This window comes from Streptomyces sp. NPDC101393, assembly GCF_044767385.1.
Taxonomy (GTDB): domain Bacteria; phylum Actinomycetota; class Actinomycetes; order Streptomycetales; family Streptomycetaceae; genus Streptomyces.
Window position 1 is genome coordinate 452,394 of the sequence record NZ_JBIWNU010000009.1, and the last position, 21,310, is coordinate 473,703.

Consider the following 21,310-nt stretch of genomic DNA (forward strand, 5'->3'; position numbering starts at 1 on the left):
GGTCATCGTCGTCCCCCTGGAGTTCCCCCGTGACCATCGCCCCCAGCCGCCATAACGGAGAGCTAGGCCGGACCGCCTGGAGTGACGCCCAGCTGCTCTACGCGCTCGAAGAGGTCGTCGAGAAGGAACTCAACCGCCACCTCGGCGTCGCCAAGGAATGGATGCCCCACGAGTACGTGCCCTGGAGTGACGGGCGGAACTTCGACGGGGTCATGGGCGGCGAAGCCTGGTCCCCCGAGCAGTCCAAGGTCACCGACATCGGCCGGATCGCCCTGGTCGTGAACCTCCTCACCGAGGACAACCTCCCCAGCTACCACCACGAGATCGCCACCCTCTTCGGCCGCGACGGCGCCTGGGGCACCTGGGTGCACCGCTGGACCGCCGAGGAGGGCCGGCACGGCATCGTGATGCGCGACTACCTCCTCACCAGCCGCGCCGTCGACCCGGTCGAGCTGGAGCGCTTCCGCATGGCGCACATGGAGGAGGGCTTCGAGTCCGACAACGCGCACAGCATGCTGCACTCCGTCGCGTACGTCGCCTTCCAGGAGCTGGCCACCCGCATCTCGCACCGCAACACCGGCCACCACTCCGGTGACCCGGTCTGCGACCGGATGCTGGCCCGGATCGCCACCGACGAGAACCTCCACATGGTCTTCTACCGCAACCTCCTCGGTGCGGCCTTCGAGATGGCGCCCGACCAGACCATGTGCGCGGTGCGCGACGTCGTCACCGGCTTCCGGATGCCGGGCCACGGCATGCCCGGCTTCGAGCGGGCCGCCGCCCGGATGGCCATCGGCGGGATCTACAACATGCGCATCCACCACGACGATGTGCTGCAGCCCGTGCTGCGCTACCTCAAGGTGCTGGACATCGGCGGCCTCGGCCCGGCCGGTCTCGCCGCGCAGGAGGAGCTGGGGCTGTTCATGGGCGGTCTGGACGACCAGGCGCGCAAGTTCGAGGAGCGCCAGGCGGCCATCCTGGCCCGCCGGGAGGCCCGCAAGAGCGCCTGACGACGGCCGGTGCGCGCGGGGCGGGCCGCTCCCCGCCCCCGCGCGCCTGCCGCGCCACCCGGCCCATTTATTCAGTTCTACTGAAATGAATGGGCTGAATTATTCGATAGACCTGATGGGTTGCCTGCTGCCACGGTGGAGACGTCCGCATCACCGAGGGAGAGGAAACCGTGGCAGTCCTGGAGAGGGCCCGCACCCACCGCACACCGTCCGCGCAGAGCATCGGCCTGACGCTCGCCCTGACGGCGACCGTCGTCTGGTCCGGCAACTTCGTCATCGCCCGCGCCCTGCACGACACCGTCCCGCCCGTCCAGACCGCCTTCTGGCGCTGGATCATCGCCCTGCTCGCGGTCGCCCCGCTCGCCCTCCCGCAGGTCCGCACCCAGTGGCCGGCCATCCGCCGGCACCTCGGATTCCTCACGACGGCCGCCCTGTTGGGCGTCACCCTCTTCAACACCCTCATCTACGAGGCGGGTCAGAGCACCTCGGCCACCAACATGGCCATGATCGCGGCCGCCTCACCCATGATGATCGCGCTCTTCGACCTCATCGGCGGGCGGCGCCCGGGAGGCCGCGAGAAGCTCGGCGGACGCCGCGTGGCCGGTATGGTCCTCGCCCTGCTCGGCGTCCTCACCCTGGTCGGCAAGGGCTCCCCGGCCGCCGTCCTGCACCTCGACTTCGCCACCGGCGACCTCTGGATGCTCGCCGCCACCCTCGCGTTCGCCGGCTACAGCGCCCTGCTGCGCCGCCGCCCCCAGGAGATCGGCGGCCTCGCCTTCCTCTTCATGACCTTCGCGCTGGGCGCCGCGATGCTGCTGCCCGCGTACGCCGTCAGCCTCGGCGTCCAGGGCGGCTTCGCGCTCACCGCCGGCACCGTCGGACCGCTCCTCTACATCGGCGTGCTCTCCTCCGCCGTCGCCTACTTCACCTGGAACAAGGCCATCGCCCTGGTCGGCGCCGCGCGCGCCGGTGTCGTCTACTACCTCCAGCCGGTCTGCGTCGCGCTGCTCTCCCTGGCGGTCCTCGGCGAGGGCGTCGGTCTCACCCAGGTCGTGTGCATGGCGCTGATCGTCGCGGGCGTCGCCCTGGGGTCGGTGCGGCGACAGACCCCGGAGGCGGCGGACGGCAGAACATGACCGTCCCCGCGGGTGCGTACGCTGCCCGCATGGCCGACTGGGACATCAAGAAGCTGCGCATCCTGCGCACCCTGAACGAACTGGGCACGGTCACCGCGACCGCCGAGGCGCTGCACATGACGCCCTCGGCGGTCTCGCAGCAGCTGACCGGGCTCGCCAAGCAGCTCGGGGTGACGCTCCTGGAAGCCCACGGCCGACGGGTCCGGCTCACCGACGCCGCGCATCTGGTGCTGCGGCACGCCGAGGCCGTCTTCGCCCAGCTCGAGCGCGCCGATGCCGAACTCCTCGGCTACCTCCAGGGCGAGGCCGGCCAGATCCGGGTCGGCGCGTTCTCCACCTCCATCCCCGCGCTGGTCGTCCCCGCCGTGCAGGAGCTGCGCCGTACGCATCCGGGGCTGGCCGTCACCGTCCGCGAGGCGGAGGCGGAGGCCGCGTACGAGCTGCTCGCGGAGGGCAGCGTCGACCTCGCGCTGTCGCTGGCCGCGCACGCCCCCACCCCGCGCGACCCCAAGTTCAGCCGGGTCTCGCTGCTCGCCGACCCGCTGGACGTGGCGCTGCCGGCCGGCCATCCGCGGGCCGCCGAACCGGGGCTGCGGCTGGCCGACCTCGCGGACGAGCCGTGGATCTTCGGCAGCAGCGGCCCCTGGTCCCAGATCACCACCGCGGCCTGCGAGAACGCCGGGTTCGTGCCCGAGCAGGCGCACGAGGCGGCCGACTGGAGCGCCATCCTGGCGATGGTCGCGGCGGGCATGGGGGTCGCGCTGGTGCCGCGGATGGCGATGGCGGGCGGGATCGGCGCCGCGCTCAGCCGCGGGGAGCGCGGCGGCGCCCGGGTCGCCCTGCGGGTGCTGCACGCCGACCAGCCGCGCCGCCATGTGGTGGCCGCCGCCCGTCGCGGTTCCGAGGCGGCGCCGGGGCTCACCCGGTTGCTGGCCGCGCTCCGGCAGGCGGCGACCGACCAGACGGCGGGTGCGCAGGCGCCCCAGGAGTCCGCCGGGACTGTTCAGTCCAGCTGAACGTATACCTCAAGAACTTTCGATGGACCTGCTGGATGCGGGGTGCGACTGTGGAGAGGTCCCCAGCACGCAGGTCACGTCGAAAGGCAGAAATGACCACCACCCCGGCCGCCCACTCCACTGACCCGCACGCCAACGACGCCAACCCGTACGGCGGCGGCGACCCCTTCGCCGACTACCGCGGAGGGGACTTCCCCTTCACCTCGCTCATCGACCTCGCCGACCGCCGCTTCGGCGCCGGTGTGATCGCCGCGAACGACGAGTTCTTCGCCGAGCGCGAGAACCTGCTGAAGCCGGGCCCGGCGGTCTTCGACCCCGAGCACTTCGGCCACAAGGGCAAGATCATGGACGGCTGGGAGACCCGCAGGCGCCGCGGCGCCGACGGCGACCACCCCTTCCCCACCGACGACGAGCACGACTGGGCGCTGATCCGCCTCGCCGCCCCCGGCGTGATCCGCGGCATCATCGTCGACACCGCCCACTTCCGCGGCAACTACCCGCAGCAGGTCACCGTCGAGGCCACCGCGCTGCCCGGCAGCCCCGGCCCCGACCAGCTGCTCGCCGCCGATGTGAAGTGGGAGGAGCTGGTCCCGCGCACGCCCGTACGCGGCCACGCCGCGAACGGCTTCGAGGTCACCGTCGACCGCCGCTTCACCCACCTGCGCCTCAAGCAGCACCCCGACGGCGGCATAGCCCGCCTCCGCGTGCACGGCGAGGTCGTCCCCGACCCCGAGTGGCTGGACGTGCTCGGCACCCTGGACCTGGCGTCGGTGATGCACGGCGGCTCCGTCGAGGACGCCTCCGACCGCTTCTACTCCTCACCGACCCAGATCATCCAGCCCGACCTGTCCCGCAAGATGGACGACGGCTGGGAGAACCGCCGCCGCCGCGTCAAGGGCACCAACGACTGGGTCCGCTTCCGCCTCGCCGCGCAGGGCGAGATCCGCGCCGTCGAGATCGACACCGCCTACCTCAAGGGCAACTCCGCGGGCTGGGCCGCCCTCTACGCCTGCGACGCGGCCACCGCGGACCCGGCCGACGACGCCTCGTGGTTCCCGGTCCTGCCCAAGACCAAGCTGCAGCCCGACACCCCGCACCGCTTCAAGCTGCCCGAGGCCGTCACCGCCACCCATGTACGGCTCGACGTCTTCCCCGACGGTGGCCTCGCCCGGATGCGGGTGCACGGCAGCCTCACCGACGCCGGCCGCGCCGAGCTCGGCCGCCGCTTCGACGAGCTGAACGGCTGAGCGGACCGGACCGGACCGCTCCGCGGACCCACTTCCTCCGCCGGGCCCCGTAGGAGGGGGACGGGGCCCGGCGGACATTCCCCCGAGCTCTTCAAGGGGCCGGGTACCCCCACTCGCCCGGCGGGCGGCCGCGCACCGACGCCCGCCCGCCGGGCGGTTTCACCCCATACGCAGGGGCGCCCGGGACCACACGGTCCCGGGCGCCCCTGTCGCCTGCGGGTCAGCCGGCCGCGGCGTCCGCCGCCCGCGCCTTCAGCGCCCGCTCGACGCCCGCGCGCGATTCGGTGACCAGCCGGCGCAGCGCCGCGCTCGGACCGGCCGAGGCCAGCCAGGCGTCGGTCGCATCCAGCGTCTCCTGCGACACCTGGAGCGCCGGGTAGAGGCCGATCGCGATCTGCTGGGCCATCTCATGGCTGCGGGCGTCCCAGACGCCCTTGACCGCGTCGAAGTACTTCGCGGTGTACGGCGCCAGCAGTTCCCGCTGGTCGGTCTGCACGAAACCGCCGATCACGGCCTCCTGCAGGGCGTTCGGCAGCTTGTCCGACGCCACGACCGATGCCCAGGCCTCCGCCTTCGCCTCGGCCGTCGGCCGTGCGGCACGCGCCACGGCCGCGTGCCGCTCGCCCGCCGACGTCCGGTCCCGCTCCAGCTCCGCCGCGATGGCCTTCTCGTCGGCCCGGCCGGTGGCGGCCAGTCGCTGCAGCAGCGACCAGCGCAGGTCGGTGTCCATCGCCAGCCCGTCCAGCGTCTCCGTACCGTCCAACAGGCCCTGGAGCAGGTCCAGTTGATCGCCGGTACGGGCCGCGCCGGCGAACGCGCGGGCCCACGCCAGCTGGTGGTCGCTGCCCGGCGCGGCCGCCCGCAGCTGCTCCAGCGCGGCGTCCGTCCACTGCGTGAGGCCGCTCTCGCGCCACTCCGGGGCCGCGTACAGGTCCAGCGCCAGCTTCACCTGGCGGTGCAGCGACTGGACGACGCCGATGTCCGACTCCTTGCCGATACCGGACAGCACCAGCGCGAGGTAGTCGCGGGTGGCCAGCTCGCCGTCCCGCGTCATGTCCCACGCCGACGCCCACGACAGGGCGCGCGGCAGCGACTCGGTGAAGTCGCCCAGGTGCGCGGTGACGACCTTCAGGGACTCCTCGTCGAGACGGACCTTGGCGTACGACAGGTCGTCGTCGTTGAGCAGGATCACCGCGGGGCGCGGGGTGTTCTTGGGGAACGGCACCTCGGTCAGCTCGCCGTCGACATCCAGCTCGATCCGGCTGCTGCGGACGACCTTGCCGTCCTTGAGGTCGTAGCAGCCGATCGCGATGCGGTGCGGGCGCAGCACCGGCTCGCCCGTCGCGCCGGTGGGCAGCGCGGGCGCCTCCTGGCGCACCGCGAACGACGTGACCACGCCGTCGGCGCCGACCTCGATCTCCGGGCGCAGGACGTTGATCCCGGCGGTCTGCAGCCACTTCTTCGACCAGGTCTTCAGGTCACGGCCGCTGGTCTCCTCCAGCGCGCCCAGCAGATCGCTCAGCCGGGTGTTCTTGTAGGCGTGCGCCTTGAAGTAGGCCTGCACGCCCTTGAAGAACGCGTCCATGCCGACATAGGCGACCAGCTGCTTGAGCACCGAGGCGCCCTTGGCGTAGGTGATGCCGTCGAAGTTGACGAGGACGTCGTCCAGGTCACGGATCTCCGCCATGATCGGGTGCGTCGACGGCAGCTGGTCCTGCCGGTAGGCCCAGGTCTTCATGGAGTTCGCGAACGTCGTCCAGGAGTGCGGCCACTTCGAGCCCGGCGCGTACGCCTGGCAGGCGATCGAGGTGTACGTCGCGAACGACTCGTTCAGCCACAGGTCGTTCCACCACTCCATGGTGACCAGGTCGCCGAACCACATGTGCGCCAGCTCGTGCAGGATGGTCTCGGCGCGCACCTCGTAGGCCGCGTCGGTCACCTTCGAGCGGAAGATGTACTGGTCGCGGATGGTCACCGCGCCGGCGTTCTCCATCGCGCCCGCGTTGAACTCCGGCACGAAGAGCTGGTCGTACTTCGCGAACGGGTAGGCGTAGTCGAACTTCTCCTGGAACCAGTCGAAGCCCTGCCGGGTCACCGCGAAGATCTCCTCCGCGTCCAGGTGCTCGGCCAGCGACGGCCGGCAGTAGATCCCCAGCGGCACGGACCGCCCGTCCGCGCCCTCCCAGGTGCTGTGCACGCTGTGGTAGGGGCCGACGATCAGCGCCGTGATGTACGTCGAGATGCGGGGCGTCGGCTTGAAGTGCCAGACATGGTCCACCGGCGTGGGGGTCGGCGAGTTGGAGATCACGGTCCAGCCCTCGGGGGCCTTCACGGTGAACTTGAACGTCGCCTTCAGGTCCGGCTGCTCGAAGTTCGCGAACACCCGGCGGGCGTCCGGCACCTCGAACTGCGTGTAGAGATACGCCTGCTCGTCCACCGGGTCGACGAAGCGGTGCAGCCCCTCACCGGTGTTGGTGTACGCGCAGTCCGCGACCACCGTCAGCTCGTTGCGGCCCGCCCGCAGCCCCGCGAGCGCGATCCGCGAGTCCTTGAAGACCTCGGCCACGTCCAGCGTCTCGCCGTTGAGCCGGACCTCGTGCACGGCCGGCGCGACCAGGTCGATGAACGTCCGGGCGTCCGCCTCGGCCGAGTCGAACCGCACGGTGGTCGCGGACCGGAACGTCCCGCCCGCGGCCTCGCCCGAGGGAGAGGTCCCCCCACCCTGCGCGCCGGAGAGGTCGAGATCGATCTCGTACGCGTCCACGGTCAGCAGCCGTGCCCGCTGCTGCGCCTCGTCGCGGGTCAGATTCGTGCCAGGCACCTGGTCATCTCCTCGTAAGCGTCCTTGTATGCGGCGTTACGCCATCCTTCCACGCGTTCCCGGGCGGGCGCGGGGGGATATCGCGGTAGTGCGCTCGTTCGCACCGGGGTAGCATCAAGGTATGAAGATTAGTGTGAGTCTGCCCGCGGAGGATCTCGCTTTCGTTGACGAGTACGCGACGAGAACGGCGGCCGAGTCGCGGTCCGCCGTGATACACGCCGCCATCGAAGCGTTGCGCGCCGGGGACCTGGAAGCGGAGTACACGGAGGCATTCGCCGAGTGGGACGCCAGCGAGGACGCGGCGCTGTGGGATCGCACGAGCGGCGACGGGATCTCCCATGAGGCGTGGTGACATCTACATGGTCGACTTGGAACCGGCGCGCGGCAGCGAGACGAACAAGGTCCGACCGGCCGTCATTGTGTCGAACAACGGCGCCAACCAGTCGGTCGAGTTCAACGGCCGTGGGGTGATCACGGTCATTCCTCTGACGTCGAACACCTCACGCGTGCTCACGTTCCAGGTCTTCCTCGGTGCGGACGAGTGCCGGTTGCCGAGGGACTCCAAAGCCCAGTGCGAGCAGGTCCGTGCCGTCACCCCCGAGCGCATGCGCAAGAAGGTCGGCGCCGTGCCGCGCCCCCGTATGGCGGAGATCGACGTGGCGCTGCGCCGCCACCTTGCGCTCTGAGCGCCCCACACACACGACAGGGCGGGCGGCCCCGGTGACCACCGGATCCGCCCGCCCTGTGCGGGGCCGCGCGCGGATCAGCCGCGCAGCTCCGCCGCGACCAGCTCCGCGATCTGCACGGCGTTCAGCGCCGCGCCCTTGCGGAGGTTGTCGTTGGAGACGAACAGCGCCAGGCCGTTCTCGGCGGTCTCGTCCTCGCGGATACGGCCCACGAAGGACGCGTCCTGGCCGGCGGCCTGCAGCGGGGTCGGGACGTCGGAGAGCGTGACACCGGGGGCGCCGGCCAGCAGCTCCTGGGCGCGGGCGGCGCTCAGCGGGCGCGCGAAGCGGGCGTTGATCTGGAGCGAGTGGCCGGTGAAGACCGGGACCCGGACGCAGGTGCCGGACACCTTCAGCTCCGGGATCTCCAGGATCTTGCGGCTCTCGTTGCGGAGCTTCTGCTCCTCGTCCGTCTCGTTCAGCCCGTCGTCGACGATCGAGCCCGCCATCGGCAGCACATTGAACGCGATCGGGCGGACGTAGTTGTCCGGCTCCGGGAACTCCACCGCCGCACCGTCGTGCGTCAGCTTCGTGGCGTCCTGCTCGATGACCTTGCGGGCCTGCCCGTCCAGCTCCGCCACACCGGCGAGACCGCTGCCGGACACCGCCTGGTAGGTCGAGACGACCAGCGAGACCAGCTCGGCCTCGTCGTGCAGCGGACGCAGCACGGGCATCGCGGCCATCGTGGTGCAGTTCGGGTTGGCGATGATGCCCTTGGGGCGGTCGGTGATCGCCGAGGGGTTCACCTCGGAGACGATCAGCGGGACCTCGGGGTCACGCCGCCAGGCCGAGGAGTTGTCGATCACGACGGGGCCGGCGTCGGCGACCTTCTGCGCCAGTGCCTTCGACGTCGCGCCGCCGGCCGAGAACAGCACGATGTCCAGCGCCGAGTAGTCGGCGGTGGCCGCGTCCTCGACGGTGATCTCGGTGTCCTGCCAGGGCAGCGTGCGTCCGGCGGACCGGGCCGAAGCGAACAGGCGCAGCTGCTCGACCGGGAAGTTCCGCTCGGCGAGAATGCCCCGCATCACGCCGCCGACCTGTCCGGTGGCTCCGACGATTCCGATCCTCATGGGACTCCTTCTTTCCGACCTGACATAGGCGTCTTCAGACATGGGTGTCTTCGGACAACACCTGCTCAGTAGCGCTCCCATCATGTGTGTGACCCCCGTCGCCTTGTCCAATCCGTTCCATAACGTGGCGGGTCGGGACGGCCGAAGTCGACGCATAGTGCCGGGTCGGGCGCGGTGTGTAACCATATCTGGCCCGCTCGGACGCCCGGCGCCCGGCCGGGTGAACGCGCGGTGGACACCGCCCGCACCCGGAGCGGGCGGCCGGTGACCGCCCGCCCGCCGAAGATCCCTGTCCGGTGATGGGCGGCCGTCGTTGCGGCGCCGTTCACGCCCAGGCAACCCCCGCTGTCAACGATCCAGGATGAGCGGGCAGTTGCGCTGCCCGGCCGCCTTCGCGCTCGCACCCGGGGAGTTCGCGCATGTCCCGCATACGGTCCGCCGCCACCCTCGACCGCCGTACCTTCCTCGCCGCTTCCGGCGCCGTCACCGCCGCCACCGGGCTCGGCCTCACCCTCGGCCTCGGCGCCGACCGGCCCGCCGCGGCCGCCACCGCCGCACCGGGCCCCGCCCCCGTCGCCCCCGAACCGGTCGACGCGCCCGCAGTCCCCCGCGTGCCCTACGCGCGGGGCACCACCCTCGGCAGCGTCGCCACCCCGCGCGGCACGGGCGGCTACCGGCGGCTCGGCGACGGCCCCGCCTGGGACCGCGTCGTACGCGCCGAGCTCGCCGCCGCCCACCGCGGGCGCGCCGGGCGGCGCACCACGCTCGCGTCGTTCGTGCAGTTCACCGACCTGCACCTGGTCGATGTGCAGAGCCCGCTGCGCTACGAATACCTGCGCGCCGAGACCGCCAGCGCCTGGCGGCCGCAGGAGGCGCTGTCCGTCCCCGGCGTGATCTCGCTGATCGAACGGATCAACGCGCTGCCCGGCGGGCCGGCCACCGGATCCCCGCTGTCGTTCGTGATGACCACCGGCGACAACACCGACAACAATTCCCGGCTCGAACTCGACTGGTTCCTGACCGCGATGAGCGGCGGCCGGATCACCCCCAACTCCGGCGACCCGCGCCGCTACGAAGGCGTCCAGAACAGCGGACTTCCCCTCTACTGGCAGCCGGGCAGCGCCCTGCGCGACGCCGACAAGCGGGCCGGCTTCCCCCGCCTCGACGGCTTCCTCGACGCCGCGATCCGCACCGTGCACAGCCCGGGACTGCGGATGCCCTGGTACTCCACCGTCGGCAACCACGACTCACTGCCCGGTGGCTGCTACGCCCCCGGGGACCCCTTCTTCACCGACCTCGCCACCGGCGACCGCAAGCTGGAGACGCTGCCGGCCGCCGAGGCCGCGACGGTGTGGAAGGCGGTCGAGAAGGGGCTCGACCCGCGAGGCGCCGACTTCAAGCGGCTGCTGACCGCACACGCGAAGAAGGCGCGTACGGTCACCCCCGACGAGCGGCGTGCCCCCTTCACCCGCGCCGAATACCTCACGGCGCACCTCGACCCGGCCCACGCCGGCCCCGGCCCGCACGGTCACGGCTACACCGCCACCCACCTCGCCGAGGACCGGCTCTACTACACCTTCGACATCTCCGACGACGTCCTCGGCATCAGCCTGGACACCACCGACCCCGCCGGCCACTACACCGGCTCCCTGGGCGGCGCCCAGCTGCGCTGGCTCAAGGAGACGCTGCGGGACAACGAACGGCACGCCGGCCGCCATGTCCTGGTCTTCAGCCACCACACCGGCAAGACCATGAAGAACACCCGCCCCGACCCGGCCCGCCCGCACGAGACGCGGCACACCGGCGCCGAACTCATCGAGCTGCTGCGCGCCCACCCCGCCGTGGTGGGCTGGATCAACGGCCACAGCCACAAGAACGACATCACCCCGCACGGCACCTTCTGGGAGGTCTCCACCGCCTCGCACATCGACTTCCCGCAGCTCGCGCGGGTCATCGAGCTGACCGACAACCAGGACGGCACGCTCTCGCTGTTCACCACCCTGGTGGAATCGGCCGCCCCGCACCGCACCGACTTCGGCGACCTCTCCCAGACCGGCCTCGCCGCCCTCTACCGCGAACTGTCCGCCAACGCGCCCCAGGCCCGTACGGACCTGGCCGGCGAGCCCGGCGACCGCAACGTCGAGCTGCTCGTCGACCGCCGCTGAAACCCTCGCCCCCTCGACGGACAGGCCTAGCGGGGCAGTACCACCACATACGCGCTCGGCTCCCGGTCCGGTGCCGTCATCAGCGCCGTCCGCACCACCGCGGCCTGATGCGCCGGGGCCTCGCGCAGGGTGCGCGGCACACAGCGCACGACCGTGATGCCCAGCCGCTCCAGATGCTCGCGCTTGCGGTCGAAGGGCGAGCGCATCGGGTCCTCCTCCGGGCGGGGCGCCCGGGTGTCGATCTCCAGGGCCACCGCGTGCTCCGGCCAGAACGCGTCCACACCACCCAGGTGCGGCCCGCCCGGCAGCCGCAGATCCACGTTCCACAGCGGATCGGGCAGCCCGTGGGTGTGCACCATCGCGTACAGCCGCTGCTCGGCCAGCGACCGGCCTTCCGCCAGCAAGGTGTCGACCGCGTCCACCACATGCGGCCGGGTCAGCACCCGGGCGCGGCTCAACTCCCGTACCACCGTGGTCGCTTCGCAGTGCCCGCCGCGTACCGCCTCGGTCAGCAGCCGGCGCGCCGACGACGCGTCGGTGAGCCGGCCGACCGCGTCCGCCAGCGCCCGGGGCACCGGCGCCACCGGCACCCCGGTGATCTCCGCGGGAAGCGGCATCTCCTGCGCCCGCACGATCTGCGCGAATCCCGTCGAACGCAGCCGCCGGGTGCGCGCGACCAGCACCTCGATCCGGTCCAGCGACAGCAGCGGGGGAGCGGCGGAGAAGCCGTGCAGGGCCAGCGCCGCCAGCCCGGTGATCATCGCCTCCGGCGCGTCCGGCACCACACCGCCCTGGCCGGGCACCCGCGGCCCCCGGTGCGCGGCGTACAGCAGCACGGCGTGCAGCCGCTCCTCGCTGGTGGGCGGCCCCGGGTGCAGCAGATACACGCCGGGCAGCACCTGTTGCCAGGGGCCGCCGGGGCGGCACCGTTCGGTGGTCTCGGTGGCGGCCACGCCGTGCTCGCGCAGCTGCCGGGTGGTGACCACCCGGCAGCCGGCACCGGCGAGGTGGTGGAGGGGGAGCGGGGAGAGCGGGGTGTCGTGGTTCATGACCCGGCCATTCCCGCTCCCGCTCCACCCCCTAACCGCTGTTACACGCCCGTACCTCAAACCGGACAACACCGCACTAAAGTACGGGAGTTCGACTGCCGAAAAGGACGGGTCCGGCAGATCTGTCCCCCGGCGCCCGCCCCTCCCGGGTCACAGCCTCGGCGCGGCCGCCTCGTCGCACACCTGCGCACGCAGCGCCCGTGCCAGGTCGTCCCGCTCCTCCGACACCAGCCGGCGCAGCGCGGGCGCCGCCCCCGCATGCCCGGCCAGCCACTCGTCCGCGGCGTCCAGGGTGGCCTGCTCCACCTGCCAGGACGGGAAGAGCCCGCGCACCACATCCATCCCGATCTCGATGGACCGCTCCCGCCACACCCGCTCGATCATCGCGAAGTAGCGCGGTGCGTACGGCGCCAGCAGCTCCCGCTGACTTGGCTGCGCGAACCCGCTGATCGTCGCCTCGACCAGTGCGTTCGACAGGGTGTCGGCCTCGACCACATCGGCCCACGCCCGCGCCTTGACCTCCGCCGACGGGCGGGCGGCCAGGCAGCGCACCTGATGGCGCTTGCCGGACGCGGTGTCGTCGCGGGCCAGCTCGGCCGCGAGGGCGTCCGCGTCGGCGGCGCCGTGCGAGGCCAGCGGCGCGAGGAGCGTCCAGCGCAGCTCCTGGTCCACCACCAGCCCGTCGATCTTCGCGGTGCCGTTCAGCAGCCCCTGCACCAGCTGGAGATCGGCCGCGGTCGAGGCGACCGAGGCGAAATGCCGGGCCCAGGCCAGCTGGTGGCCGCTGCCCGGCTCCGCCAGCCGCAGCTCGCGCAGCGCCCCCTCGGCCAGCTCGCGGGTGGCGGCCTCCCGGCGGCCCGGAGCGGAGTAGTGGTCCAGCGCCGTGCGCGCCTGGGCGTGCAGCGACTGCAGCACACCGATGTCGGTCTCCCGGCCCGCGAACCGCAGCACCAGATCCAGGTAGTCGCGGGCCGGCATCAGGCCGTCCCGGGTCAGCCCCCACAGCGCGGACCAGCACAGGGCGCGGGCCAGCGGGTCGGCGATCTCGTCGAGCCGGGCGCGCAGCGTCGCCAGCGACCCCTCGTCGAAGCGGATCTTGCAGTACGTCAGGTCGTCGTCATTGACCATGATCAGGTCCGGCCGCTCCAGACCGGCCAGCTCCGCCACCGGCGTCCGCGGCCCGGCGACATCCACCTCGGCGCGGGCGTACCGCACCAGCGTGGACTGCCGGCGCCGGTAGAGGCCCACGGCGACCCGGTGCGGCCGCAGCTCCGGATGCGAGGGGGCGGCCTCCTGGAGGACGCTCAGCTCGGTGATTCGGTCCTGCGCGTCATAAGTCACCTGCGGCGTCAGCGAATTGACGCCCGCGGTCTCCAGCCAGGCGCGCGACCAGGCGGCCATGTCCCGCCCGGAGGTCTCCTCCAGCACCGACAGCAGATCCGCCAGCCGCGTGTTCCCGTACGCGTGCCGCTTGAAATAGCGCCGCGCCCCCTCCAGGAACGCGTCCCGGCCCGCGTACGCGACCAGCTGCTTGAGCACCGAGGCGCCCTTCGCGTACGTGATCCCGTCGAAGTTGAGCTTGGCGTCCTCCAGGTCACGGATGTCCGCGGTGACCGGATGCGTCGACGGCAGCTGGTCGGCGCGGTACGCCCACGACTTGCGGCGGTTGGCGAACGTGATCCAGGCGTCCTGGAAACGCGTCGCCTCCACCAGCGAGAGAGCCCCCATGAAGTCCGCGAACGACTCCTTCAGCCACAGGTCGTCCCACCACTGCATGGTGACCAGATCGCCGAACCACATGTGCGCCATCTCGTGCAGGATGACGTTGGCGCGGCCCTCGTACGCCGCGGTGGTCGTCTTCCCGCGGAAGATGAACTCCTCGCGGAAGGTCACACACCCCGGGTTCTCCATGGCCCCGAGGTTGTACTCCGGCACGAACGCCTGGTCGTACTTCCCGAAGGGATACGGGTAGTCGAAGTGGTCGTGGAAGAAGTCCAGGCCCTGCTTGGTGACGGTGAAGATGTCGTCGGAGTCGAAGTGCTTCGCCAGCCCCTTGCGGCACAGCGCGCCCAGCGGGATCTCCAGCTCACTGCCGTCCTCGAACGTGCGCCGGTAGGAGTCGGCGACGTAGTGGTACGGACCGGCCACGACGGCGGTGATGTACGTCGAGATCGGCCGCGTCGTCGCGAAACGGTGCCGACCGTCCTCGGCGTCCCCCTCCTGCGCGCCGTTGCTGAGTACCGTCCAGCCCTCCGGCGCGGTCACCTCGAAGGTGAACGGCGCCTTCAGGTCCGGCTGTTCGAAGTTCGCGAAGACCCGGCGGGCATCGGCCGGTTCGTACTGCGTGTAGAGGTAGACCTCGCCGTCCTCGGGGTCCACGAACCGGTGCAGCCCCTCGCCCGTCCGGCTGTAGGCGCACTGCGCGTCGACGACCAGGGTGTTCTCCGCCGCCAGCCCCTCCAGCGCGATCCGGGTGCCGTCGAAGACCTCGGCGGCGTCCAGCTCGCGGCCGTTGAGGTGGACGGAGGTGACGGACGGCGCCAGCAGGTCCGCGAACGTCGCGGCACCCGGCTCGGAACAACGGAAGCGCAGGGTGGTCACGGACCGGAAGGTGGCCGCCGCATCCCCCCGCTGTACCGCTGACCGGACATCCAGTGCCACGTCGTACCCGTCAACGCTCAGCAGCAGGCCCCGATCACGGGCCTCGTCCCGGGACAGATTCTCACCTGGCACGAAGTGACTCCCTTGCCGTCGTCTCGAATATCGAACACGGGAATCATGGCACGCCGGCTCTCTGTTGAACCGTCCACAGGACTGTTCCTATGAGGAGACGACGTGCCCGAGACCACGAAAACCCCGGCCGACTTCTGGTTCGACCCGCTGTGCCCCTGGGCCTGGATGACCTCCCGCTGGATGCTGGAGGTGGAGAAGGTCCGCCCCGTCGAGGTGCGCTGGCACGTCATGAGCCTGGCGGTGCTCAACGAGGACAAGCTCGACGAGCTCCCCGAGGGCTACCGCGAGCTGCTGGCGACCGCCTGGGGACCGGTGCGGGTGTGCATCGCCGCGGAGCAGCAGCACGGCAGCGAGGTGCTCGGCGCGCTCTACACCGCGCTCGGCACCCGTTTCCACAACCAGGGCCTGGAGCGGACCCGCGAGACCATCCTGGCCGCCCTGGAGGAGGCCGGCCTGCCCGCCGAGCTGGCCGACGCGGCGGACTCCGACGCGTACGACAAGCAGCTGCGCGCCTCTCACAAGGAGGGCATCGACCTGGTCGGCCAGGAGGTCGGCACCCCGGTCATCGCCGTCCCCGGCTCCGACGGCGACCAGATCGCCTTCTTCGGCCCGGTCGTCACCCCCGCCCCCAAGGGCGAGGACGCGGCCAAGCTGTGGGACGGCACGCTGATGGTGGCGTCCATCCCCGGCTTCTACGAGATCAAGCGCACCCGCACCCAGGGCCCGATCTTCGACTGACCCCACCCCTGGCTCGCGGTGTCGGCCGGGCTGCGTGGGCGGGCGCCGGAGGGTCCGCACCGAGGTGTCTCCTCGACGCATGTGCCCTCGGCTACGTGCAGAAGTCGCCCCCGCCCCCGGCCGCCCCACGACAGCAAGCCCCCCAGTGGGCCGGAACGTGAGCGAGCAACGGGCCCGGCGCACCAGGCAACAGCGGGCCAGGCGTACGCCTGTCATACGGTCATGGGTACGGCGGGAGAGTCGGCAATGGCGGACGGCCGGAGGGGGGCCGCCCCGGGGTGTCCCCGCAGCGACAGGTGCCAGACGGGGGCCCGTCTAATCCACGTACCCGAGGGCACATGCGTCGAGGAGATACCCCGGGGCGGCCCCCCTCCGGCCCCACCACCCACACACCGAACCCACCCCACCCAAGCCACCCGACCCGTAACCACGTACGCCGACGGCAACCCGCACCGGGCCGCCGGCACGCAAGAGGCGAGGCCCCACGAGTCACGTCCTCGTGGGGCCTCGCCGTTATTCCGCCTGCCAGGTGAAGGTTGAGAAGACGATCACGAGGCAGGACGTCCAGTTCACGCCGCTACGGCACTCGCTACTGCACCCGCTACGGCACTCGCACCGGCACCCGCTACGGCACCAGCAGCAGATTGTTGGCGCGCTCCTTCGCGGACGCGTACCGCTTCGCGACGTCCTGCCAGTTGACGACCTGCCACATGGCCTCGATGAAGTCGACCTTCTGGTTCTTGTACTGGAGGTAGAACGCGTGCTCCCAGGCGTCGAAGACCAGGATCGGCACCGACCCCTGCCCGACGTTCCCCTGGTGGTCGTAGATCTGCTCGACGATCAGGCGCCCGCTGACCGGCTCGTACGCCAGCACGCCCCAGCCGGAGCCCTGCGTGGTGGCCGCGGCCTTCGTCAGCTGGGCCTTGAACCCGGCGTACGAGCCGAAGCTCTCCGCGATGGCATCGGCCAGCTCGCCCACGCCGTCCTTCTCCAGCGGCTCGCCGCCACCGTCACCGGTCATGTTGTGCCAGTAGATGCTGTGCAGGATGTGGCCGGAGAGGTGGAACGCGAGGTTCTTCTCCAGGCCGTTGATGCCGCCCCACTGTTCCTTGTCGCGCGCCTCGGCGAGCTGCTCCAGGGTGTCGTTCGCACCCTTCACGTACGCCGCGTGGTGCTTGTCGTGGTGCAGCTCGATGATCTCGGGGCTGATGACCGGGGCCAGCGCCGAGTAGTCGTACGGAAGTTCAGGAAGTGTGTAGGTGGCCATGCCGAGCCTCTCCAACTGCTTACGACTTCTTATTGCGTCTCATTTGCAAGAGCACGCTACCAGCAGGACTGATCACCGGCCGGTTGCGGGGCCCGGCCTCGTCCAAAAGACGGAGGCGGGGTGGGACCCCGGTCCGAGGTCCCACCCCGCCTTGTGTCGCGAGGAGTTGAGGTGAGGCTTGCCTTACTTTTCCGGTGCCTCCGCGGCCGCTTCGGCACCCTGCGGCGCACGCCGCTGCCGGATGAGCGCGATCAGCGTGAGGATCACTGCAAACCCGCCGGTGAACAGCAGCTGGATGCGCTGGTTCTCATCGCGCAGCATCAGCAGCAGCACCACCACGACGCCCGCCAGGGCCACCCAGGTCAGGTAGGGGAAGGCCCACATCTTCACGACGAGCTTCTCGGGCGCCTCGCGCTCCAGCCGGCGGCGCATCCGCAGCTGGGCGGCGGCGATGAAGCCCCACACGACGAGGACGGCGGCGCCGACCATGTTGAGCAGCCACTGGAAGACGGTGTCCGGCCACCAGAAGCTGAGCAGGACCGCGAGGAAGCCGAAGGCGGAGCAGACCAGCACCGTACGGCGCGGCACCCCGCCGCTCACGTGGTTGAGGAACTTGGGGCCCTGGCCGCGGGAGGTCAGCGAGAAGGCCATCCGGGACGAGCCGTAGATGTTGGCGTTCATCGCGGACAGCAGGGCCACCAGGATGACGACGTTCATGATCTGGCCGGCCGCCGGGATGTCCAGGTAGTCCAGGACCGCGACGTAGGGGCCGCTCTTGGCGATCGAGGAGTCGTTCCAGGGGATGACGGTGACGATGATGGCCATCGAGCCGACGTAGAAGAGGGCGATGCGCCACATGGCGGTGCGTACCGCGCGCGCGACGCCGCGGACCGGGTCCTTGGACTCGGCGGCGGCGATGGTCACCGTCTCCAGCCCGCCGTAGGCGAACACCGAGGCGAGCAGGCCGACCATCAGGCCGTCGACGCCCTTGGGGAGGAAGCCGCCGTCACCGGTGAGGTGGGAGGCGCCCGGTGCGTCGGTGCCGGGGAGGACGCCGAAGATGGCGAGCAGGCCGAGGACCAGGAAGATGCCGATCGCCGCGACCTTCAGGGCGGCGAACCAGAACTCGAATTCACCGAAGTTGCTGACCGCGGCCAGGTTCGTACCGGTGAAGATCACCATGAACAGCAGCACCCACATCCAGGGCTCGCTGCCCGGGAACCAGGCGGTCATGATGTCCGCGGCGCCGAGCGCCTCCGCGGCCACCGCCACACACAGCAGGGCGGTGAACATCCAGCCCACGGTGAAGCCGGCCCAGCGGCCGATGGAGCGTTCGGCGTGCACGGAGAAGGAGCCGGAGGCGGGGTTCGCGGCGGCCATCTCGCCGAGCATCCGCATCACGAGCATGACCAGGCCGCCGGATATCGCATAGGCGAGCACGATCGAGGGGCCGGCGGCGGCGATGCCCTCGCGGGAGCCGACGAACAGGCCCGCCCCGATCACGCCGCCGAGGGCGATCATCGAAAGGTGGCGCTGCTTGAGGCCGTTGGACAGCGGGGAGCCGTTGTCCTGACCTGTGCCCGGGACCGCGTCGGTCTGCGCGGGAGCGGCGGACGAGGGTGTCCGATTCATGTCGTACCTGTCCCAGTATGTGAGAGCGAAGTGGGGCGATACAGCGTTCTCCCGGGGCCGCGACCAGTGCGGTGCTGCTGCCTGGCCCCCCTGGCCCCCGGACCCCCGCCGGGACAGCTGGTCGCGCAGGAACTGCCGACGGCTCAACTCCGGGGTCCTCCTGAAGCGCGCTCAGTTTGGGTGCCGGTGTCCGCTCAGGGCAACAGTCATGCAGCGAATGTTCGGTATTCAGACGCGATCGTCACCGTAAGTGTCCGATACATCGTCGAATGCGACGCGGTGTGAGGTCCGCCTCAGGGGCGCCGGCCGCCGCCGGCGCGGCGGGCCCGCAGTTCGCGTGCGCCCGCGACCAGCAGCACCGCGGCGGTGGCCCCGGCGGACCACAGCAGCTGCGGGCGGGCCGTGGCGTCGGTGAGCATGAGCACCAGCACCCCTGCCATCGCGACCAGCGCCGCCCAGGTCAGGTAGGGGAAGGCCCACATGCGCAGGGTCAGCGTCGCCGGCGCCTCGCGCTCGATGCGCGGGCGCAGCCGCAGCTGGGAGACGGCGATCAGGCCCCAGACGAACAGCAGCACGGCGCCGACCGCGTTGAGCATGTAGAGGAAGACCGAATCCGGCCATTTCAGATTCAGCAGGACGGAGACGAAGCCGAAGGCGACGGAGGCCAGCACGGCCCGGCGCGGCACCCCGCCGCCGGACACCTTCAGCAGCGCGCGCGGCGCCTCGCCCCGTTCGGCGAGCGAGAACACCATCCGCGACGAGCCGTAGAGGTTGGCGTTCAGCGCCGACAGCAGCGCCACGAAGACCACGATGTTCATGATCTGTCCGGCGCCCGGCACCCCGATGCTGTCCAGCACCGCGACGTACGGGCTCTTGCCCGGCTGCATCGACGACCAGGGCAGCAGGGTGACGATGACCAGCATCGAGCCGACGTAGAAGAAGAGGATGCGCCAGACCGCGCTGCGCACCGCACGGCCCACGGCGCGCGCCGGATCGTCCGATTCCGCCGCCGCGATGGTGACGACCTCCAGGCCGCCGAAGGCGAAGACCACGGCGAGGACGCCGGAGACGACGCCGGACCAGCCATTGGGGAGGAACCCGCCCTGGCCGGTGAGGTTGGCCAGGCCGACGGGGTGGGTGTCGGGCAGCACGCCGAAGACCGCGAGCACGCTCAGGACGAGGAAGAGCACGATCGCGGTGACCTTGAGCGTGGCGAACCAGAACTCGAACTCGCCGAAGTTCTTGACGGCGGCCAGGTTGGCCACGGTGAAGACGACCATGAAGATCAGCACCCAGCCCCACTGCGGGACGGCGGGCACCCAGCCGCCGGCGATCTGTGCCGCCCCGGTGGCCTCCACGGCGAGCACCACGACCAGCAGGAACCAGTACAGCCAGCCGACGCTGAAACCGGCCCAGCGGCCCAGCGCCCGCTCCGCGTGCACCGAGAACGCACCGGACGCCGGCATCGCCGCCGACATCTCGCCGAGCATCCGCATCACCAGCATGGCCAGCGCACCGGCGATCAGATACGAGAGCACGATGCCGGGTCCGGCCACCGCGATGCCCGCACCGGAGCCCACGAACAGTCCGGCGCCGATCACCCCGCCGAGCCCGAGCATGGTCAGATGGCGCTGCTTGAGCCCGCCGGACAGCGGCTCTCGTTCGCCGGCGCCCTCACCGAGGGCGGTCTTCCCGGTGGGGGTCGGTGCATCGTGCATGGGCTCGTACTCTCGCAAGGTGCTTTGGGGGAACTCCACAGGTCTCCGCGGGGCGGAGCCAGTTTCCCCGGATGCCGCGCGCTACCACAAAACGCACGCTCTGCAGGGGCATCGCCCGTGATGAGCATCACGTGGCGGGGAAAGGCGCGGGGCATCCCAACGAGGCCCGGCATCCTGGCCGTTGCACGGAACTCTCCAAGCGGGCCGCGGCGGCTTTGTCCTCGTACCCGCTGATCGACGGCCGTGTGCTTCGACTAACGTCGTCGCGTCCCTCCTGTCCGGATCCCTCTCACACCTTGCGGAGTACCGATGAGCACTGCCGCCCTCTCCCGTCCCGGTGCGGTCCTCGCCGATCTGCTGCCCGCCGCCACCGCCTCCCGCGCCCGCGTCCGCGACGCCACGCTGGTGCTCGGTGGTGCCGCGCTCACCGGCATCGCGGCCCAGATAGCCGTCCCGGTCCCCGGCTCCCCGGTCCCGGTCACCGGCCAGACCTTCGCTGCCCTCCTGGTCGGCGCCTCGCTCGGCGCGCGCCGCGGGCTGCTCTCGCTCGCGCTGTACGCCCTGGCGGGCATGGCGGGCATGCCGTGGTTCGCGGGCGGCGCGTCGGGCGCCGGCGGCGCCACCTTCGGCTACGTCCTGGGCATGCTGCTGGCCGCCACCGCCGTGGGCGCGCTGGCCCGCCGGGGCGGGGACCGCGGGGTGCTGCGCACCGCCGCCACGATGGCCGCCGGCACCGCGCTCATCTACGCCGTCGGCGTGCCCTACCTCGCGCTGAGCACCGGCATGTCGTTCGGCGAGGCGGTCGCCGCCGGGCTGGTCCCCTTCCTGATCGGGGACGCGCTCAAGGCCGCTCTGGCGATGGGCGCGCTGCCCACGGCCTGGAAGCTGGCGGGCCGCCGCGGCTGACGGCCGGGTGCCGGAAGAACAACCGGAAGAACACGAGGGCGGGCCCGCACCGGGATGGTGCGGGCCCGCCCTCTCTT

The 21,310-nt window shown here is 71.3% G+C and carries 16 protein-coding genes; 9 read left to right on the forward strand and 7 right to left on the reverse strand.

The features are described from left to right. Positions 1-29: 29 nt before the first annotated feature. The 4 genes from ACIRQ7_RS29045 to alc all read left to right on the forward strand — a co-directional run bounded on the left by ACIRQ7_RS29045 (position 30) and on the right by alc (position 4,409). Positions 30-1,010 (forward strand): acyl-ACP desaturase, encoded by a 981-nt coding sequence (locus tag ACIRQ7_RS29045; protein WP_404265586.1) that lies wholly within the window; start codon positions 30-32, stop codon positions 1,008-1,010. A 170-nt stretch (positions 1,011-1,180) separates the two neighbouring features. Beyond that, positions 1,181-2,146 carry a DMT family transporter gene (locus ACIRQ7_RS29050; RefSeq protein ID WP_404265587.1) on the forward strand — a complete coding sequence of 322 codons (966 nt, stop codon included), beginning with the start codon at positions 1,181-1,183 and terminating at the stop codon, positions 2,144-2,146. 29 nt (positions 2,147-2,175) lie between these two features. Continuing rightward, on the forward strand, positions 2,176-3,162 hold the full coding sequence (locus ACIRQ7_RS29055; protein WP_404265588.1) for a LysR family transcriptional regulator: 987 nt from the start codon (positions 2,176-2,178) through the stop codon (positions 3,160-3,162). A gap of 92 nt (positions 3,163-3,254) precedes the next feature. Beyond that, positions 3,255-4,409, forward strand: coding sequence for an allantoicase (alc, locus tag ACIRQ7_RS29060; RefSeq protein ID WP_404265589.1), 1,155 nt, complete (start codon positions 3,255-3,257; stop codon positions 4,407-4,409). Positions 4,410-4,629: 220 nt separating this feature from the next. Here alc and pepN (ACIRQ7_RS29065) read toward each other — a convergent pair whose 3' ends face one another. Further along, positions 4,630-7,230 carry an aminopeptidase N gene (gene pepN, locus ACIRQ7_RS29065; RefSeq protein WP_404265590.1) on the reverse strand — a complete coding sequence of 867 codons (2,601 nt, stop codon included), beginning with the start codon at positions 7,228-7,230 and terminating at the stop codon, positions 4,630-4,632. A gap of 121 nt (positions 7,231-7,351) precedes the next feature. Between pepN (ACIRQ7_RS29065) and ACIRQ7_RS29070 the strand changes: the two genes are divergently transcribed. Both ACIRQ7_RS29070 and ACIRQ7_RS29075 read left to right on the forward strand, forming a co-directional pair. Next, positions 7,352-7,582 carry a ribbon-helix-helix domain-containing protein gene (locus tag ACIRQ7_RS29070; RefSeq protein WP_404265591.1) on the forward strand — a complete coding sequence of 77 codons (231 nt, stop codon included), beginning with the start codon at positions 7,352-7,354 and terminating at the stop codon, positions 7,580-7,582. Beyond that, the gene (locus ACIRQ7_RS29075; RefSeq protein ID WP_404265592.1) at positions 7,569-7,916 is read left to right on the forward strand and encodes a type II toxin-antitoxin system PemK/MazF family toxin; all 348 of its coding nucleotides are present in this window, start codon (positions 7,569-7,571) and stop codon (positions 7,914-7,916) included. The genes ACIRQ7_RS29070 and ACIRQ7_RS29075 overlap by 14 nt, the downstream gene beginning before the upstream one ends. A 77-nt stretch (positions 7,917-7,993) precedes the next feature. Here the strand turns inward: ACIRQ7_RS29075 and ACIRQ7_RS29080 are convergent, their stop codons facing one another. Continuing rightward, the gene (locus ACIRQ7_RS29080) at positions 7,994-9,025 is read right to left on the reverse strand and encodes an aspartate-semialdehyde dehydrogenase (RefSeq protein ID WP_401470209.1); all 1,032 of its coding nucleotides are present in this window, start codon (positions 9,023-9,025) and stop codon (positions 7,994-7,996) included. Positions 9,026-9,444: 419 nt separating this feature from the next. Between ACIRQ7_RS29080 and ACIRQ7_RS29085 the strand changes: the two genes are divergently transcribed. Then, on the forward strand, positions 9,445-11,190 hold the full coding sequence (locus ACIRQ7_RS29085) for a TIGR03767 family metallophosphoesterase (RefSeq protein ID WP_404265593.1): 1,746 nt from the start codon (positions 9,445-9,447) through the stop codon (positions 11,188-11,190). 26 nt (positions 11,191-11,216) lie between these two features. On the opposite strand, the gene ACIRQ7_RS29090 is transcribed toward ACIRQ7_RS29085, so the two are convergent. Continuing rightward, positions 11,217-12,239, reverse strand: coding sequence for a hypothetical protein (locus ACIRQ7_RS29090; RefSeq protein ID WP_404265594.1), 1,023 nt, complete (start codon positions 12,237-12,239; stop codon positions 11,217-11,219). Positions 12,240-12,389: 150 nt separating this feature from the next. Further along, a complete protein-coding gene (gene pepN / locus ACIRQ7_RS29095; RefSeq protein ID WP_404265595.1) occupies positions 12,390-14,972 on the reverse strand; it encodes an aminopeptidase N in 2,583 nt (860 codons plus the stop codon). A 102-nt stretch (positions 14,973-15,074) separates the two neighbouring features. Between pepN (ACIRQ7_RS29095) and ACIRQ7_RS29100 the strand changes: the two genes are divergently transcribed. Continuing rightward, positions 15,075-15,710 (forward strand): DsbA family protein, encoded by a 636-nt coding sequence (locus ACIRQ7_RS29100; protein WP_404265596.1) that lies wholly within the window; start codon positions 15,075-15,077, stop codon positions 15,708-15,710. A gap of 625 nt (positions 15,711-16,335) precedes the next feature. Here ACIRQ7_RS29100 and ACIRQ7_RS29105 read toward each other — a convergent pair. The 3 genes from ACIRQ7_RS29105 to ACIRQ7_RS29115 form a co-directional block, all read right to left on the reverse strand. Then, the gene (locus ACIRQ7_RS29105; protein ID WP_404265597.1) at positions 16,336-16,977 is read right to left on the reverse strand and encodes a superoxide dismutase; all 642 of its coding nucleotides are present in this window, start codon (positions 16,975-16,977) and stop codon (positions 16,336-16,338) included. A 183-nt stretch (positions 16,978-17,160) separates the two neighbouring features. Continuing rightward, positions 17,161-18,609, reverse strand: a complete 1,449-nt coding sequence (locus tag ACIRQ7_RS29110; protein WP_404265598.1) for an amino acid permease — start codon at positions 18,607-18,609, stop codon at positions 17,161-17,163. A gap of 293 nt (positions 18,610-18,902) precedes the next feature. Further along, positions 18,903-20,327, reverse strand: a complete 1,425-nt coding sequence (locus ACIRQ7_RS29115; RefSeq protein WP_404265599.1) for an amino acid permease — start codon at positions 20,325-20,327, stop codon at positions 18,903-18,905. A 309-nt stretch (positions 20,328-20,636) separates the two neighbouring features. Here ACIRQ7_RS29115 and ACIRQ7_RS29120 point away from each other — a divergent pair, with 309 nt between their 5' ends. Further along, positions 20,637-21,233: a biotin transporter BioY gene (locus tag ACIRQ7_RS29120; protein ID WP_401470232.1), complete on the forward strand. Its 597-nt coding sequence runs from the start codon at positions 20,637-20,639 to the stop codon at positions 21,231-21,233. The last annotated feature ends 77 nt before the right edge of the window (positions 21,234-21,310 follow it).

Excerpts from the sequence above, each read along its gene's own strand:
- ACIRQ7_RS29055 (WP_404265588.1), top strand. The coding sequence starts at position 2,176 with ATGGCCGACTGGGACATCAAGAAGCTGCGCATCCTGCGCACCCTGAAC.
- alc (WP_404265589.1), top strand. The coding sequence starts at position 3,255 with ATGACCACCACCCCGGCCGCCCACTCCACTGACCCGCACGCCAACGAC.
- ACIRQ7_RS29070 (WP_404265591.1), top strand. The coding sequence starts at position 7,352 with ATGAAGATTAGTGTGAGTCTGCCCGCGGAGGATCTCGCTTTCGTTGAC.
- ACIRQ7_RS29075 (WP_404265592.1), top strand. The coding sequence starts at position 7,569 with ATGAGGCGTGGTGACATCTACATGGTCGACTTGGAACCGGCGCGCGGC.
- ACIRQ7_RS29080 (WP_401470209.1), bottom strand. The coding sequence starts at position 9,025 with ATGAGGATCGGAATCGTCGGAGCCACCGGACAGGTCGGCGGCGTGATG.
- ACIRQ7_RS29085 (WP_404265593.1), top strand. The coding sequence starts at position 9,445 with ATGTCCCGCATACGGTCCGCCGCCACCCTCGACCGCCGTACCTTCCTC.
- ACIRQ7_RS29090 (WP_404265594.1), bottom strand. The coding sequence starts at position 12,239 with ATGAACCACGACACCCCGCTCTCCCCGCTCCCCCTCCACCACCTCGCC.
- ACIRQ7_RS29105 (WP_404265597.1), bottom strand. The coding sequence starts at position 16,977 with ATGGCCACCTACACACTTCCTGAACTTCCGTACGACTACTCGGCGCTG.
- ACIRQ7_RS29110 (WP_404265598.1), bottom strand. The coding sequence starts at position 18,609 with ATGAATCGGACACCCTCGTCCGCCGCTCCCGCGCAGACCGACGCGGTC.
- ACIRQ7_RS29115 (WP_404265599.1), bottom strand. The coding sequence starts at position 20,327 with ATGCACGATGCACCGACCCCCACCGGGAAGACCGCCCTCGGTGAGGGC.
- ACIRQ7_RS29120 (WP_401470232.1), top strand. The coding sequence starts at position 20,637 with ATGAGCACTGCCGCCCTCTCCCGTCCCGGTGCGGTCCTCGCCGATCTG.